At 60.1% G+C, this 15,969-nt stretch carries 16 protein-coding genes; 2 read left to right on the top strand and 14 right to left on the bottom strand.

The window, feature by feature from the left end:
• Positions 1-24: 24 nt before the first annotated feature.
• The 8 genes from JW799_RS11965 to JW799_RS11930 form a co-directional block, all read right to left on the bottom strand.
• Complete coding sequence (locus JW799_RS11965) at positions 25-2,199, bottom strand: hypothetical protein (RefSeq protein WP_139787110.1); 2,175 nt, start codon at positions 2,197-2,199, stop codon at positions 25-27.
• Positions 2,183-2,341, bottom strand: a complete 159-nt coding sequence (locus JW799_RS11960) for a hypothetical protein (RefSeq protein ID WP_176220644.1) — start codon at positions 2,339-2,341, stop codon at positions 2,183-2,185. The genes JW799_RS11965 and JW799_RS11960 overlap by 17 nt, the downstream gene beginning before the upstream one ends.
• Before the next feature lie 23 nt (positions 2,342-2,364).
• Positions 2,365-2,775: a phage tail assembly chaperone gene (locus JW799_RS11955; RefSeq protein WP_080833130.1), complete on the bottom strand. Its 411-nt coding sequence runs from the start codon at positions 2,773-2,775 to the stop codon at positions 2,365-2,367.
• A gap of 35 nt (positions 2,776-2,810) precedes the next feature.
• On the bottom strand, positions 2,811-3,218 hold the full coding sequence (locus JW799_RS11950; protein ID WP_080833132.1) for a phage tail tube protein: 408 nt from the start codon (positions 3,216-3,218) through the stop codon (positions 2,811-2,813).
• A 15-nt stretch (positions 3,219-3,233) separates the two neighbouring features.
• Positions 3,234-4,682, bottom strand: coding sequence for a phage tail sheath subtilisin-like domain-containing protein (locus tag JW799_RS11945; RefSeq protein ID WP_205429969.1), 1,449 nt, complete (start codon positions 4,680-4,682; stop codon positions 3,234-3,236).
• Between the two features lies 1 nt (position 4,683).
• Positions 4,684-4,875: a YqzN/YkzM domain-containing protein gene (locus tag JW799_RS11940; protein WP_080833136.1), complete on the bottom strand. Its 192-nt coding sequence runs from the start codon at positions 4,873-4,875 to the stop codon at positions 4,684-4,686.
• A gap of 10 nt (positions 4,876-4,885) precedes the next feature.
• A complete protein-coding gene (locus JW799_RS11935) occupies positions 4,886-5,740 on the bottom strand; it encodes a hypothetical protein (RefSeq protein WP_205429968.1) in 855 nt (284 codons plus the stop codon).
• A 109-nt stretch (positions 5,741-5,849) separates the two neighbouring features.
• Complete coding sequence (locus tag JW799_RS11930) at positions 5,850-6,431, bottom strand: sigma factor-like helix-turn-helix DNA-binding protein (RefSeq protein ID WP_205429967.1); 582 nt, start codon at positions 6,429-6,431, stop codon at positions 5,850-5,852.
• Positions 6,432-6,680: 249 nt separating this feature from the next.
• Here JW799_RS11930 and JW799_RS11925 point away from each other — a divergent pair, with 249 nt between their 5' ends.
• Positions 6,681-7,058 carry a helix-turn-helix domain-containing protein gene (locus JW799_RS11925; protein ID WP_176220645.1) on the top strand — a complete coding sequence of 126 codons (378 nt, stop codon included), beginning with the start codon at positions 6,681-6,683 and terminating at the stop codon, positions 7,056-7,058.
• A gap of 101 nt (positions 7,059-7,159) precedes the next feature.
• Positions 7,160-7,711, top strand: a complete 552-nt coding sequence (locus JW799_RS11920; protein WP_080833142.1) for an ImmA/IrrE family metallo-endopeptidase — start codon at positions 7,160-7,162, stop codon at positions 7,709-7,711.
• Positions 7,712-7,808: 97 nt separating this feature from the next.
• Here JW799_RS11920 and JW799_RS11915 read toward each other — a convergent pair whose 3' ends face one another.
• The 6 genes from JW799_RS11915 to JW799_RS11890 form a co-directional block, all read right to left on the bottom strand.
• Positions 7,809-8,342, bottom strand: a complete 534-nt coding sequence (locus tag JW799_RS11915) for a type 1 glutamine amidotransferase domain-containing protein (protein WP_080833144.1) — start codon at positions 8,340-8,342, stop codon at positions 7,809-7,811.
• An 85-nt stretch (positions 8,343-8,427) separates the two neighbouring features.
• Positions 8,428-10,737 carry an ammonium transporter gene (amt, locus tag JW799_RS11910; protein WP_080833146.1) on the bottom strand — a complete coding sequence of 770 codons (2,310 nt, stop codon included), beginning with the start codon at positions 10,735-10,737 and terminating at the stop codon, positions 8,428-8,430.
• Positions 10,738-11,024: 287 nt separating this feature from the next.
• Positions 11,025-12,731 (bottom strand): alpha-glucosidase, encoded by a 1,707-nt coding sequence (locus JW799_RS11905; RefSeq protein WP_080833148.1) that lies wholly within the window; start codon positions 12,729-12,731, stop codon positions 11,025-11,027.
• Positions 12,728-14,257 (bottom strand): glycoside hydrolase family 32 protein, encoded by a 1,530-nt coding sequence (locus tag JW799_RS11900; protein WP_080833150.1) that lies wholly within the window; start codon positions 14,255-14,257, stop codon positions 12,728-12,730. The genes JW799_RS11905 and JW799_RS11900 overlap by 4 nt, the downstream gene beginning before the upstream one ends.
• Complete coding sequence (locus JW799_RS11895) at positions 14,257-15,081, bottom strand: carbohydrate ABC transporter permease (RefSeq protein WP_080833151.1); 825 nt, start codon at positions 15,079-15,081, stop codon at positions 14,257-14,259. Before JW799_RS11895 ends, JW799_RS11900 begins: the two co-directional genes overlap by 1 nt.
• Positions 15,078-15,962 (bottom strand): carbohydrate ABC transporter permease, encoded by an 885-nt coding sequence (locus JW799_RS11890; protein WP_080833153.1) that lies wholly within the window; start codon positions 15,960-15,962, stop codon positions 15,078-15,080. The genes JW799_RS11895 and JW799_RS11890 overlap by 4 nt, the downstream gene beginning before the upstream one ends.
• Positions 15,963-15,969 lie beyond the last annotated feature (7 nt).

Raw genomic sequence — 15,969 nt, 5'->3', positions numbered from 1 at the left:
TCTTTCTCTCGACCAACCTGTATATTAAACCCTGTTTTCCAGGGATTGCTGAATGGAGGCGGAAATTCTCGCGCTGACCTGTGCCGCAATGGCGTTATAGTCCAACTCCTGCTCCTTGACCGTCAGCTGCACCGCTCCGGGGGCTACGCTGATGTTGATCGGCGCCGGCTGCGGCGGCATAACGGCCGTTCCGCCGGGCGTCCCGATCGCAGCGGCGTTAGGCAGCCCGCCGGCGAACGAAGCCGTAGGCCGCGGAGCCAGCGTGCCGGGCGGCCCGCTCGGTTTGCTGGCAATAGCATTTTCCAGGTTACGGAAAAGGCTTGTCAGTCTTTCAAAAAAAGAGTTCAGCCACGACTCGCCCCCTTGGACTCCGCCAATCGGGTTCGACCCTGATAAAGGAACGATCCCGGCGCCTGCGCTGCTGTTCGTCACCCCTGCTTGGATTCCGGGTCCGGGGACGCGTCCGCTGCCGTAGCTCATGACGGCGGCGGATAACGCCATCGTTTGCGCGAGTCCGTTGCGTCCCGCGACGGACATCCCGCCTATCCCGCTGTTCATCTGCAACGCGGCGGAGCCGGAATAGGACGCGGCATGACCGTCCTTCGCAGGCGCTTTGGCCGCAGAAGCCGCTGCTTCTTGCGGATCGTTCTTTTCCTTCTTTTTGCCGAATGGCCAAAAGCTCTTGATTTTGTCGATGACCCCGGCCGCTTTTTCGCTAACCCATTCCCCCGCGGCGCTGCCGGCCATCCCCAGCGCAATCGTTCCTACGCCGGGAAAAACAATGGATCCGAGCGCGGATCCGACCACTCCGCCAACCGTTCGGCCGATCGCCTTGTTCCGCTCCTCGCCGGGCTCGGCCCTTGCGATATCCATTGCGCCCAGCACCACGCCCGCGGGTCCGAGCAGCTTCCCCGCTCCTCTGGCCAGATTTTTGCCCGCCGCAAGCATTCGGCCTCCGAAGGTTTTCGGTTTCTTGGCGGCCGAATCGGCCTCGGTTGTGTTTGCCGATTTGGCCGAATCCCCCGATGCGCCGGCCTCATCCGGATTGCCGAACAACCCTTTGGCCCTCTCGGCAATCGAACGGCCGAAGTTTTTGAACCTTTCCCAAGGTCCCTTGGCCTTATTCGCTTTCGCTTCTCCCGCTGTCTCTTCGTTCTGCGTTGTTCCGGCGGCCTTTTGGTTTGCGGACGTTTTGTCCGCAGCCGTCGTATCCGGGGCCGTCCGATCGGCGGCCGTTTTTCCGGCAGCCTTCTTTTTCGCGGCCGTTTTTCCGGCAGCCTTCTGATCTGCGGAAGTTTTATCCGCGGCCGTCGAATCCGGGGCTGTCCGATCGGCGGCCGTATTTCCGGCAGCGTTCTTTTGCGCGGCCGTTCTTCCGGCAGCCCTTTTGCCTGAGCTACGCCCTGCCTTTTTCCCTTTCCTTCCGCCGCCCACGCTCGAATCTCCTTCGCACTTGCACGTACAGACGCACTCGACCTTCTGGGCGACTTTATTGCTATTGGCTTCATTCTGCTTTTCAGGCAGCAAGAGCTTTAAGAAGCCGAGCCCCTTTTTATTCGACAACTTCTCAATCAGCGGGTCTGCCTTCGAGGCCATATTTTCCATTGCGCGATCCTTGAAAGCCTTGCCAAAGTCCTTTCCCAGGCCCTTGATTTGCTTTAACCATCCGGGCTCTTTCGCTTCGCCGCTTGCTTCTTTGCCTTTGTCGCTTCCCGCCTCTTTGTCCTTGGCGCCAGCCGTGCCTCCGTCTCCGCAAATGCATTCGCACGTCGACTTCATGGCCACCGCCAGGTCCAGCTTGGCCTCCACCGACGTCTTCACGGTCGTCTCGACCGTCGATTTTAAGCGCTCGGCCGTTTGCTTGTTCGACTCAAAGCTCGCCTGCAAGCTCACTTCCCAGCTTTTGCTCGTAATCGATTCCAGGTGCTTGCGAATGTTCGCGATCGGCGCGCACAGGCAGTCGCTCAGCGCAATGTCGATACGGACCCGTTTGCGGCCGAGAGCGTCGAGGCGCCGAAAGAGGCGATCCAGCTTTTTATCCGTCCGGTCGAAAAGGTTCAACCCGAGCTTGCCGAGCAGCTCCATGCGCTTTTGCAGCCGTGCCATATATTTGTCCAGCGCGCCGGCCGCGCGAATCGCCCCGGACCATCCGTCCGCCCCGATAACCATATCGATTCCTTGTTCAGCGATCTCCTCCACCTCCCTTCTTTCCGGAGGACGCCGCCCGCTCCGCTTCGAGCTCCAGTTCCATGCTCGCCATCAAAAACAGCTGCTCGCCCCGCGGCAGCTGCCAGAAGGCGCCGGGGCGCAGGTGATGCCTGACCCAGATGGCATGCAGCATGCCCGCCAGCGCCCCGGTGCGGATCAGTTTTTTACGTCTTCAAGCTCCGTATTGAAGCCGGACAGGTCCAGAACGACGTCGCCGAGCGCGGACAGCTCGCCCGCGAGCAGGATTCGCTTGATGACCTCCTCGGCGCTGCTTGCCTGGAACTTCGCCAGCAGCTGCGGATTGCCCCAGCCGGGAGAAGCGGTGCTGGCCGCGATCAGCGACACGTTGAACAGTTCTTCGTCCAGCCGCTCGATCGTCTGGCCCCGCTTCTCCTTCCGTTCCGTGCAGCGCTCGCGAATGCCGAACACCTGCTTGCCGGTCAGCCCTCGCAGCTTGACCGGAATGCCGAGCCGCTCCAGCAGCACCGTCCGTTCCGGAACTTTATCGGCGTCAAGCAGGCGCTGCAGCACCTGCTCCTCCGTCATCTGTTCCAATTCCGTTGCCATCGATTCGTCCTCCTTCTAATATTCATTCGTGCCGTTTAGCCCGCCACGATCGGGTCGAGCAGCTCGTAGCCTTCGAACGTGAAGGCCGTCTCCTCCGTCACTTCCTCGCCCGCCGTCCAGTTGGCCAGCTGAATGCGGTCGGCCACGCAGCCGATCAGCTTGACGCGCTCGAAGCCGTAAGCCTCGGGATCGCTCAGCTTGTTGATGATCTCGAATTTCGCGAAACCGCGGCGGATCATGTCGCTCGTCACCTTGAAGCCGCTCATCGTGCCGGTGCCTTTTTTCGCGCCGAGCTTGTGCACGGTCCATTCCGAACCGGACAGCTTCAGTTCGCGCTTTTCCACTTCGACCGCGGCTTCCAGATGATTGATGTTCGTTTGCCACACCCCGTCAACGAAAACTTGCCCGTACGTGCCGAGAATGGCTCTGGTCGGATCCATCATGTTCCGTTATCCCCCTTATTGCACGATGAACGTGCCGAAAATTTGTTCCACCACGTCGGTGAGCTTCGCTTCCCATTTGAGGAATACCTGGTCGGGCTCGGCCGCGAAGGAGGTATCGACGTAGACGTCGTAGCCGGTCGCTTCGATGACGCCCGCCTGGGCCAGCGTCTGCAAATATTGCTTGCACGCGCCGATCAGCGCAAGCCGGCCTTCCTCGGTGTTGTTCACTTTGCCGATATAGTTGTCCTCCGCCGTGCGCTGGAGGTCGGCATTGATCGTGTCGATGACGCGGATCGTGCGGATTTTTTTCCAGGCGTTTCTTTGGCCTTCGCCCGGCGAGACGAGCGTGTTGATGCCGCGCAGCGCCTTCACCTGACGGCCGTCGTGAACGTGGAGAAACACGCCGCCGCGCACCGCCTGCTCCTGCTCGGAGCGGGTCCAGCGCCGGGTCACGTCCTCGAACGGAGCCGGAGCGTACGTCGTCGATTGGCTAAGCGACTGGCCCGCGATCAGGCCGGCGACATAGGCGGCCGTCTGGGCGGAGCTGTACTCGACGCCGGCCAGCTTCACGCCGGCGCCGACGTTGACGACGCCTTCGCTGCTCATGGCGGCGCTGCGGGCGACGGCCTTGCCGACGGCGTCGGCCGCCTTGTCGTCGGCGATTCCGCCGCCGACCACAAGAATGGCGCCCGCGCCTTCCTCGCGGATGCGGGCGATCCATGCCGCCGCGCTGGCGAGCAGCGCCGCGTCGGACACGCCGTCCAGCGCCACGGCGTTGAACGATTGCGTCTCGAAAGCCGCGAACGCTTCGATATAGTCGCCGTTGGCGATGCCGGAAAGGCCCGAATTGCCCCCGGCCAGCGCGGCCCCCGATACGGCGGCAAGCGTGCTGTTTCCGTCGTCGACCTTCGACGCGACGATCCACTTGTTGGCGGCGTCGCCGTTAATCGCCTCGACGGCGGCATCCGCCGAGCCGTCCGCGAACGTGAACGTGCGGAGAAGCTTCGTTTCCTCGTACAGCTTCAAGTCCTTGAGCGCGGAATCGACCGCGTTCGCCTGCACCGTCACCCGGAACTTGTTGCCGCGCTCGCCGCTGTACTTCGCTTCGAGCTTCAGCACGTCGGCCGGCGTCGTCGCGTTGTCCGAGAGCGTGATCGACGCTTTCGCGTCGGTGCCGTCGGTCAGCCGGTACGCCAGCAGCTTGCTCGCGCCGCCCAGCAAGCCGAACCGGAGCGTCGCATACGCCGTCGCCCCGCCGGAATCGTCGGCCGAAAACGCCTCGATCGCTTCATTTTCGCTGCCCAGCTCGACGATTTGACGCACCGGTCCCCAATGGGCTTTTACCGGGAAAATGACCGTTCCCCTCGCACCTTGTCCGATCGCCGCCGTCGCCGCCGAGCGAAATGCCATATAAAAGCCGGGCAATACCGGCAAATCCGTCGCGCTCCAATTGCCTCCTGCCATTTCACTTCACCTTCCTGTCCAAAAATTGGTTGATATAACGCTTCGCTTCCGCTACCGACAGCCGTTCCTTGCCGACGCCGTGCAAGGCGCCCGCGAGCACCTCGCCGGGGACGCCGAACAGGCCGGCCGAGCTTTCCGCAAGCTCCTCGCGGCCGTATTGGGCGGCCGGAGCCGCCGATTTCTTCTCTGCCACAGGACTCACCTCATGATCCGATTTCATTGAAAAAAACTTCCCTCATCAGCGGAGCGTCCTCTGCGAATGACTCCCGCTTCACGCGCCGCGACAGCGCGACCGTCAATTGCCCTTCCGCGATCGGGTCCGCGCCGAAGTCGATCCCGCTCTCCTCGACAGCCAGCCAGCGCCGGTCCGCCGCGGACAAAACGACTTTGCCGTCCAGCTTCAGACTCGAAGCCAAAAGCGCCGCCGCTTCCCGCTCCTCGTTATCGGTCCGCCCCGCCACGTGGCCGACCAGCCTTTTGCGAACGACGAGCGCCGCCGCGTTGCCCGGCCCCGTTTCCATGCCGCCGAGCCGCCAAAGCACGGCGGGGCGCAAATAGGAAGGCGGCCACTCGTTCAGGCAAACTTGCCAGGAGCCTCCCAGCAAAGCCCTCGTCCAAGCGGCGATCGCTTCCAGCCACGGATCGTCCGGGACGGTTTCGGCCAGCGCCGCGGGCTGCACGGCGTCGACGGCGAACCGCAAAATCCGCGACAGCGTCTGCCGCTCGCCGTCCACGCGATCGCGGCCGATCGTGCCGATGTACCGGCAGAAGAAGGCGTCCCCCGTATCCGGGTCCGTCATCGTCCGCTCGTCCAGCGACCGGATGACGGATTCCGCCAACCGGTCGACGGCATCGAAGCCCGCCGCTTTCGCTTCGTGCAGCCACACTTCGTAGCGCTTGCGGAACCCGGGAAACCCGCTTCCGCTGCCGGTTTCCCACCCTTGCTGAAGGACCAGATAAGGCTTGTCCGCCGACGCGTAATCGTCATGGGGCTCCAGCACCCGCCCGCCGAGCGCGGGAATGTCAGCGGAGAGCCGCTGACGGATGGTGTTTCTCATGACAAACCGCCACATCCTTTGCCGCCAATTTGCTTACCCTCCCAAGATCCGATTTCGGAACAGGAACGTATGTTCCTGCCCCTCATCTATAAGTGGCATTCGTACGACATCATCCGACGAGGAACATGCCGCCGACGTTCGCCGAAATTTTCCGCTGCGCCCGCAGCACGTAGGTGGAGACGCTGGACTTGCTGATGCGGAGCAGGCCGGCGATTTCCGCATTGGAGTAGCACTGGGCGTGGGCGAGCACGTAGCAGTCTCGTTCCCGTTCGGTGAGTCCCGCCATGGCGGCTTCGATCCGGCTCTGCCGCTCGCTCCCGCCCGCCTCGTCGGCTGCTGTCCGGGAATCGGCCGCGGCCGCGGCGGGCAGCCGGGCCGGATCCGTCAATATTTCGCGCTGAACGCCCGACCGCCGCTCGATTCCCCGCCGGTTGCCCGGCCTTCTCCCGGTTTCCAGCCATTCGATGACATAATTGCAGCTTGCGATCATCTCGATCACGAGCTTGCGCTGCCGTTCCAGTTCGAGCAGCTCGTCCATTTGCTCGATCGTCCGAACCGGCTCCAGGGCCGCGATCCCCCTCGTGAGCCGGTCGGCCGCCAGCAGCAGCCCTCTTCTCGTCTCCCGGTACGTTTCGGCCGTCGCCTTCCCCAAATCCGCCTTGTTTCCCCTTACGGTCGCTTCCTTTTCCATGCTTTTACCCTCGCTCTCTTCTGCTTTTTTGGTTTTTGCCAATTTGGCAAACATACGATATGCGAAAACTGCGAAAAACAACAAAGTCGGCCGCCCCCATGCGAATCTCCGAAAGGGAACGTGTGTTCGATTATATTTTGCCAAAACGGTAAATGTCAATCCTTTTGGACAAATTTAGATTCTTTATTTTGCCGAATCGGAAAATATGGTATACTGGAACTACCTTATCTCGAAAGAAGGAAGATGGTCATGACGCTGGGCAGGCGGCTTCGCGAACGAAGAGACAGCTTGGGCAAAACGCAACTGGACGCGGCCAGAGACCTCGGCATCAGCAACGTGCAGCTTTCCCGTTACGAATCCGACGACCGCAAGCCGGAGCCGGAAATGCTCCTCAGGTTCGCGGAATATTATCATACGACGGCCGATTATTTGCTGGGCCGAACCGACGAATGGCAGCCGAACTCCTCGGAAGCGTTCGAGCAATTCATCCGGAACCCGGAGCACGGCATTTTTTTCAAGGACTACCTGGAAGCGCCGGAGGAGCGGAAAGCGGAGATGCGCAGATTCTGGGAGTTCATTCGGGAGAAAGAGAAAGGCCGCAAACCTGGAGATCGGCAAGGGGAATGACGGAACCCGATCTGACGTACCGCGATTAACGCCCGCATGGGCTTTTATTTATCGCTCTTTACCGAACATACATTCCCACTGGGGCGAGGTGCATTTTATTTATGCTGCGATACTACCAGCCGACTCCGTTCGAAGAATGGATTGAAAATTTGTGGCGAAAAGCCGGCATCGCGACGCCCGAGCAGCTGACAATCGACGAGGTGGCGGCCCGGCTCAACGTTTGGGTTCACTATTTGAACGTTTCGAGCCGGGCGCTCGAATGGACGGGCATGCGCTCCATCCTGATCGACAAGCGGCTGAGCCGGGCCGAGCAGTGGGGGGACTTTCTTCACGAGCTGTGCCATATTTTGCGGCATGCGGGCAATCAGACGTTGATGCCCCGTTCTTTTCTGGAGCATCAGGAGGCCGAAGCGAACCGGTTCGCGCTGTATGCGTCCATGCCTTATTACATGTTGAAAAAGATCCGCCTGCCCGAACGGCGAAGCGAAGCGATCGCTCACATCGCCTCCAGGTTCGGCGTGACCTTCTCGCTTGCGAGCCGGCGTCTGGACCAAATTCAACGCCGCACGTTCGAAGCGATTTTGTGGGCGGAATTCGGACGGCTGGAGCTCGAGCGCCAACAGCGGCTTCGCTGCTCCGGCCAGCGGCCGTGAGAACGAAGCCGGCATGAGCGTCGGCGCGATCCCCCGGCGAAATAACGGCCGCCCGACACCGTCAAACAGTGCCGGGCGGCCGTTCGAGCCGTTCCGTTCAATATGCCGAGACGCCGATCTTGTCGATGATGGCCTGAATGAAAGCCGGCTCGTCCTGCGGCCCGCGCGACGTGATGAGATTCCCGTCCACCGCGACTTCCCGGTCGACGAACGTTCCGCCCGCCTCCTCGATCTCGCCGCGAATGCCGGCATAGCCCGTCAGCGTCTTGCCGCCGAGCAGGCCCGCCCTGGCCAGCACTTGCGGGCCGTGGCAGATCGCGGCGATCGGGATGCCCTTGCCGTTCGCCCGTTTGACGAAGTCGACGATCGCTTCGTCTTCGCGGAGCGCCGCGGGGGACTTGCCGCCCGGGATGATAACGGCTTCGTAATCTTCCGGGTTCGCTTCCTTGGCCGTCAGGTGGGAACGGTAGGAAATCGTGCCCTTCTTCCCGCGCAGCTCCTGATTTTTGGCAAGGCCGATAATAACGGGGTCGTTGCCGTTTTCGACGATCGCGTCGTAAGGATTTTTCATCTCGGAATCCTCGTAGCCGTCTGCAAGCAGGAAGGCGACTTTACGGACGCTTTGTTTCATGGCGGTCACATCCTTTTGCCGTTTACGGTTAGATTACCCAACCGGCCGGCATCCGAACCCCGTCGCCTCCGCCCATGCGCTTTCCTTAGTGAATCAATTCCGGCTTCGTCTTGAACTTCTGCATCGTCAGGTCAAGCGTGCCGCTTTGGCCCCGCAGCTCCAGTACCCGATCGCCGATTTGCGAGGTGAACGCGCGGTTTTCCTCGATTTGGTCGAGCACGCGCCGCATCCGGTTCATCATCGCTTCCAGTTCGTCGTATTGACGCCGGCGGGCGTCCTTCATGGCGGAAGCGTTCGCCTGCAGTTCCTCGACTTCGTCCGTGAATCCCCGCGCCTTCTGGTACATCGATTCGATTTCCGACGCCGTGCGCTTCACCTTCTCGGGAATTCGCGACAGTTCCTCATTCAAGTATTCGAACGTTTGGCGGAAATGAGCCGAGCTTTCGCGGCCGCTGACGACGGCAGCCCCCATTCGGAGCATCAGCTCGCGAATGTTTTGCGTGGACAGCTGCGTTTCCCCGGACAGCTTCTTGACTTCCTGCGCGACAACCGCGAAGCCCTGGCCGTATTGCCCCGCCCGCGCGGCTTCGATGCCCGCGTTCAGCGCGAGCAGCCCGATCTGTTTGGAGATGTCGTCGATCGTAGCGATCACCGATTCGCTCCGGCCCGAAGACGCCGAAATCTCGCTCATCGCTTCCGACAGGCGCCGCATCGCTTCGCCGGCTTCGGCGAGCCCCGCCTCCATCGTGCCGATGTTCGCTGCCATTTCGTTCATCTGCTCCCGGGTCGAGCGCATATCCTGCGAAATGCCGTTCATGATCGCAATAGACTGTTCGAACGCGGCCAGCGCTTCCCGGTCCGTCTCCATTTCCGACTTCATCCGCGCCTGCATCTGTTGAAAATAATCGTACGCCTGCCTTACGGATTCGTCCTGCAGATTGGAGTTGTCGTTCAGCTGCCGGCTCAGCTTCATCATCTGCTCGGAGCTGGAATGGACGAATCCGGTCTGCCCTTTCACCTGATCGACAAGCTGGCCGATTTTGTCCAACAAATAGTTAAACGAACGGTTCAGTTCCTCCGTATCGTCTCCCGGCTCGATTTCCAGCTTGCGCGTGAGATCGATTTTTTCCGAGGCGATTTCGTTCATTGCCCGCACCGTGTCGAGCAGCGACGTCCTTGCTCCGTGCTCGGAAATGTTCAGGCCGATCAGCTCGTCCTCCCGGCCAACGCGAAGCCGGATCGTTTTCTTCAGCAGCCAGTAGACGACAAACCCGAGGACGAACGCCCAAACGAACACGACGCCGGCCCCAAGCGCCTGAACGCCGATCTGTTCCCAGCGCGATCCGGCCGCGAGCTTGTCCGCTTCGCCGAAAATCCCGACGGCCAGCGTTCCCCACGCCCCGCAAACGCCGTGAACCCCGATCGCGCCGACCGCATCGTCCACCTTCAGCACGTGATCGATAAAACGGATCGCCGCGACGACGAGCAGCCCGCCGATCGCGCCGGCAAGCAGCGAATGAAGCGGGGTAAACACGTTGCAGCCCGCCGTGACCGATACCAGGCCGCCGAGAATGCCGTTCAGCATATCCTCCGCACGCGGACGCCGGTCGACGATCCAGCTTGCCGCCATCGCCAGGAAGCCCCCGGCCGCTCCGCCCAGCGCCGTGTTCAGCGTAATGAGCGCAATATCGGGGCTGGCGAGCGTCGTCGAGCCGGCGTTGAAGCCGAACCACCCGAACCACAGCAAAAACACCCCAAGCGCCGCCAACACCAAATTCGAGGCCGAGAAGCGGTTGCTCTTCCCGTTCGGCTCGTACTTGCCGATCCGGGGACCGATCGCGATCGCCGCGGCCAACGCCACCCAGCCGCCGACCGAATGGACGACCGTTGAGCCGGCAAAATCCATAAAGCCAAGCTCGTCCAGCCATCCCTGCTGGTCCGGATTCAGCACGTCGCCCCAAACCCAGTGGCCGACGACCGGATAGATGACCACGGTCACGACCGCCGTTCCCACTAAATAGGCGAACAGCCGGGCCCGTTCGGCGATCGCTCCCGAAACGATGGTGGCCGCCGTGCCGGCGAAGACGATTTGAAAGAACATCATCGCCCAGTTCCACGGATCGCCGTCCCATCCCGATAAAAAGAATCCGCTCGAGCCGAACCAGCCGCCGACCGTATCGCCGAACATGATGGGAAAGCCGACCAGCGAAAAAAGCAAAACGGCGACCATGATGTCGGCTACGTTTTTCATCGCGACGCTGATGGAGTGCTTGGCCCTCGTGAGCCCGGCTTCGACCAACGTGAACCCCGCCTGCATGGAAAACACGAGAATGCCCGCGAAAATCAGCCAGACAAAGTCCAGCGTTTGCTGCAAGGATGAGAGGGAATTATCCATAAAGCGTTGAGATCCTCCTTATTTCCTAATCATATGTAACATCCATGTAATAATATGTCGAATTTTGCAGTATTTCGATCCTTTCATTTGTCGCAAAAACTCGGAACCCATCAAAATTATGTCATAGAAAGTACCATCTGTAAACGAAGAACTCCCGCTTTGTTCATGAAATTTTCATGAAGAGGGGAGATCGACGCAAAATAAAAAGCCGAAGAGGCGATTGCTCGCTTCATTCGGCTTTGCCCTCTAAGCCCAGACATGGCGTTTAGGTATTAAGGGCTATTCGGTTATTGCTTGAATACGACCGCTTCGTAGGGAGCCAAGACACCTTCGCCGCGCTTATCCGCATTGGTTAGGACAAGCTGCGCCCCGGCAGGCTCTGCGACGGCCACCGCACGGTCCGTAAAATTGCACAGCACCGTCCAGCGTTCTTCGCCGAGCGTCCGGACATAGCCGCCGATCTCCGGGCTGTCTTCGTGGATCTCTTCGAACGCGCCGTACACCAGCGCCTTGTTCCCGCGGCGAAGCGCAATAAGCTTGCGGTAGAAATGAAGCACGGACGATTCGTCCTTTATCTCCCGCTCCACATTGATCTCCGCATAGTTCGGATTAAGCTTCAGCCACGGAGTGCCCGAGGTGAAGCCGGCCGCATGCCCGCCGTTCCATTGCATCGGCGTCCGTCCGTGGTCCCGGCTGCGGTTGGCGAGAAAATGCATCACCTTGGCCGCGGTTTCCGCCGTCGCCTCCGGATCCTGCTCGACCTGAACGCGGTACAGATTGACGCTCTCGATGTCCCGGTACTCGTCGATTGAATCGAAGCTTCCGTTCGTCATGCCGATTTCCTGGCCCTGGAAGATGAACGGCGTGCCGCGCATCAGAAAATAGTAAGCGGCGAGCGCCTTCGCCGACCGGCTCCGATACGCACCGTCGTTGCCGAATTTGGACACCGAGCGGGGCGAATCGTGGTTTTCGAGAAACAGGCCGAGCCAGCCGCTTTTGTTGGACTCGTACTGCCATTTGGCCAGCGCCGCCTTGAACTCCTTCACCTCGAACGACCGCAGCACGCCCTTGCGGCCGGGCTCCAGGTCAAGCTCGATATGGTCGAACTGGAACAGCATCGAAAACACGCCGTCTTTTTCGTCGACATAGCGGGGAATCTCTTCGATCGGCACGCCCGGAGCTTCGGCGACCGTGACGACGCCGCGGGGCGCCAGCACCCGTTCCTTCATCTCGCCGAGAAAATCGAGAATGCCCGGCTGATTGAGACTGGCGCAATTGACCGTCACGTACGGCCGCCCGTCGGGGCTTTCCAACTGCGGATAAGCCTGGTTCTTTTTGATGAACGTAACGGCGTCGACCCGGAACCCCGCGATCCCTTTGTCCATCCACCATTCCATCATCCGGTAGATCGCCTCGCGGACATCCGGGTTCTCCCAGTTCAAATCCGGCTGCCGCCGGGAAAAGCAGTGTAGAAAGTATTCGTCCGTCGTTTCGTCGTATTCCCATGCCGAGCCGCTGAAGCCGCATTCCCAGTTGGTCGGCTCCTTGCCGTCCTTCCCCGGCTTCCAGATGTACCAGTCGCGCTTCGGATTGTCCTTGGAGCAACGCGACTCGACGAACCAGGCATGCTCGTCCGACGTATGATTGGCAACCAAATCCATCAGGATGCGGATGCCCCGACGCTTCGCTTGCGCCAGCAGCTCGTCCATGTCCTTCATCGTGCCGAATTCGGCGAGAATGGCGTGAAAATCGCGAATATCGTACCCGTTGTCGTCGTTCGGCGAATCGTAGACCGGGCAAATCCACAGCAGGTCGATGCCGAGAAATTGCAAATAATCGAGGCGGTCGATGATGCCGCGAATATCGCCGACTCCGTCGCCGTTCGAATCCTGAAAGCTGCGCGGATAAATTTGATAGGCCACGCTTTCCTTCCACCATGGTCCGGCCGCCTCGTCGGCCGAACGATCTTGCCGCAATGTATCGTTATCGCTCATAAGGTCGTTTCCTCCGTTCCGTTCGACTCGTTCCCGATCGGGTAACAATCGCCGAGCGCCCAGCTCTCCAGCTCGCGAATGACCATGCCGCCATCGGCGAAAAAGCGAATGCCGACCGACCCCTCGCCGGGATAAATCCGGGCCGTCATCGCGACCTCGCCGTCTTCCGTGAACACTTCGACGGAAGACCGGTCGACGAACACGCGCAGCGCCAGCTTGCCCTCGCGCAGAGCGACCGGCGCTTGCCGCTCGCCGCCCGGGCCTTGGCCGGACGCGTTCCGGTCCAGCTCCAGAACGCCTTCCTTGCCGTCGTATGTCAGGACGGTCCGCTCGCCGTCCGCTTCGCCGCAGCGGAGCATAAGGCCGAACCGGCTTGCCGGACGTCCCTGCAGCACGACGGCCAACTCGAGACTGTCGCCTTCCACGCCCGGCAGGTTGACCTCCTCGCCGCCCCGCACTTCGACGTTTTCGTAGCGGATGCCCTCTCCCCTGAGCGCCTCCAGCTCCCGTGCCGGAAATACGAGCAGCCGGTCCTCCCTCAGCTCCAGACGCCGCGGCAGCGTCATAGCGCCGGCCCAGCCATGCCGCCGCTCCGGCATCAGGCTTTCCCACATGTTCATCCACGCGATCATTACCCGCCGGCCGTGCGCGTCGACCGTCGTTTGCGGCGCGTAAAAATCAAAGCCGTAGTCCAGCAGGCGGAACGGGCCGTGGGACATCATGCCAGTCTCCGGATCGAGCTTGCCGAGCACGTACCCCGATTGGTCCTTGTTGCGGTACAAGTAGCCCTCGGGTTTCATTCCCTGCGGGGACAAGACGAGCACGTCCTTGCCGTCTAATTGAAACACGTCCGGACACTCCCACATATAACCCGGATTGCGCCCGCCCTTGGCCATGACGTTGACGAATTCCCACTGTTTGAGATCGGCCGAACGGTACAGCAGCGCCTGGCCGATTTCGTTTTTGCTGCGGGACGCGATGACGCAATAGTAAAGATCCCCCTGTTTCCAAACCTTCGGATCGCGGAAATGGAATGGGTGGATGTCCCCTTCGGGCGTCGCGCCGATGACCGGATTTTCCGGCAGCTTGACGAAGCGGACGCCATCTTCGCTGACAGCGAGGCACTGCGTCTGAAGCAGGTCGGCCGCCTGATCCGGACCGGTCCAAACATTGCCGGTGTACATCAGGTACAGCTTGCCATCGGCTTCGATCGCGCTGCCCGAGAAGCAGCCGTCGCGATCGTACTCCTGGTCCGGCGCAAGCGCGATCGGAAGATGCCTCCAATGAACGAGGTCGGGACTGATCATATGCCCCCAATACATCGGGCCCCATTCGGGCTTGAACGGACAATGCTGGAAAAACACGTGGTATTTGCCGCGAAAATGAATAAAGCCGTTCGGATCGTTCATCCAGCCCGCCTGGGGCGACAAATGGTAACGCGGCTTCCATCCGCTGCGCGCGACCGCATCGCGGACGGAGGAAATGTGCCGATTCGCTTCCGCGATAAGGTCGGGTATTTCATTCATTATTTAACGGCTCCTTCAACAACGCCATCGATAATCTGCTTTTGCATGGCAAAATAAAATACGATAACGGGAATGATCGACAGCACGAGCGCGGCCATCGCCACCCCGTAATTCGAGGTGTATTTTCCGAAAAAATAAAACGTCGACAGCGGCAGCGTCCGGTCTTCCGGCTTAATCAGCGCGAGCGAAGGAAGCAAAAAGTCGTTCCAGATCCAGAGCACGTTCAAAATGGCCAGCGTAGTGGAAATCGGCTTTAAGATCGGAAAGACGATTCCCCCAAATACCCGGACTTTGCCCGCTCCGTCGATCAGCGCGGCTTCTTCCAGCTCCTTGGGCACGTTTTTCACGAACCCGTGATACATAAAGGTCGCCATGCTCATGCCGAAGCCGAGATAGAAATAGATCAGCGCCCACTTGCTGTTGAGCAGATGCAGATTGCCGTACAGGGTGACGAACGGAATCATCAGCGCCTGAAACGGAATGATCATCGACGCGACGAGCGCCATCAATAGATAGTTGTTGATTTTCCATTTCCAACGAACCAACATGTAGGCAAGCGATGCGGAAAAAACGGTGATCAGGGCGACCCCCAAAATCGTAACCGTCAGCGAGTTGAGCACCGCATAGGAAAAGTCCATCGTCCGGAACGCTTCCGAATAATTGCTCCACAACCATTCGTCCGGCAGCGCCAGCGGATTGCGGATGATGTCCGTTCGCGCCTTGAAGGAGTTGAGCAGCACGAGCAGCAGCGGGAACACAAAGAGAACGAGCAAAACGACGTTGAATACGAACGCGGCCGATTTCCCGACGCTTCGCGACTTCATGCCTCCACCTCCGCTTTTTTCATGGCGCTGACCTGCAGAATCGCAATAATGGCGACGATGGCGAACAAAATAAACGCTTTCGCCTGGCCGGGCCCCAGATTTTGATTGACGAACGCTTCATTGTAGACGTGCATGGCGATCAGCTCCGTCGAACGGAACGGGTCGCCCTTCGTCAGGGACAGATTCGTATCGTACACCATGAAGCTCTTCTGCAGCGTCAGAAACAGGCTGATCGTAAAGGACGGGATCATGAGCGGAATTTTGATGCTGAACAGCTGTCTGAGCCAGGACGCTCCGTCCAGCCCCGCGGCCTCGGTCAAGGAGCCGGAAATGCCGATCAGGCCGGCGACGTAGATGAGCATCATGTACCCGGCGTTCTGCCATACGCCGACGACAATAAGCGCCCACAGCGCCTTGTCCGGGTCCCCAAGCCAGGAGCTCGAAAACAGCCCCCAGCCGAACTCGCTTCCGAAATAAACGAGGACCCGCGAAAAAATGAACTGCCACACGAAGCCCAAAATAATGCCGCCGATCAAATTGGGCGTAAAAAATCCGGCGCGAAAAAAGTTCTGCCCCTTGAAGCCGCTCGTGACGAGCAGCGCCAGCACGAAGGCGAGAACGTTCGTCAAAATCAGATTGACGACGACGTATTTCAGCGTCAGCCACATCGAGGTCCAGAATGCCGGATCCCGAACGGCATCGGCGTAATTGACGAAACCGAGATAAGAAGAATTCGACGCGCTTCCGTTCCAGTCGGTGAAAGTCATGTAAATCCCGATTAGAAACGGCAGGACGATCACCGTGCAAAAAGCAAAAAGCGGGATAAAACCGAATATCCCGAACACCTTCAACTTTCCGAAAAACGTCTTTTCCTGATACATGGGTACC

The organism is Cohnella algarum (genome assembly GCF_016937515.1).
Lineage (GTDB): Bacteria > Bacillota > Bacilli > Paenibacillales > Paenibacillaceae > Cohnella > Cohnella algarum.
This window is presented reverse-complemented; position numbering and strand designations above follow the sequence as displayed.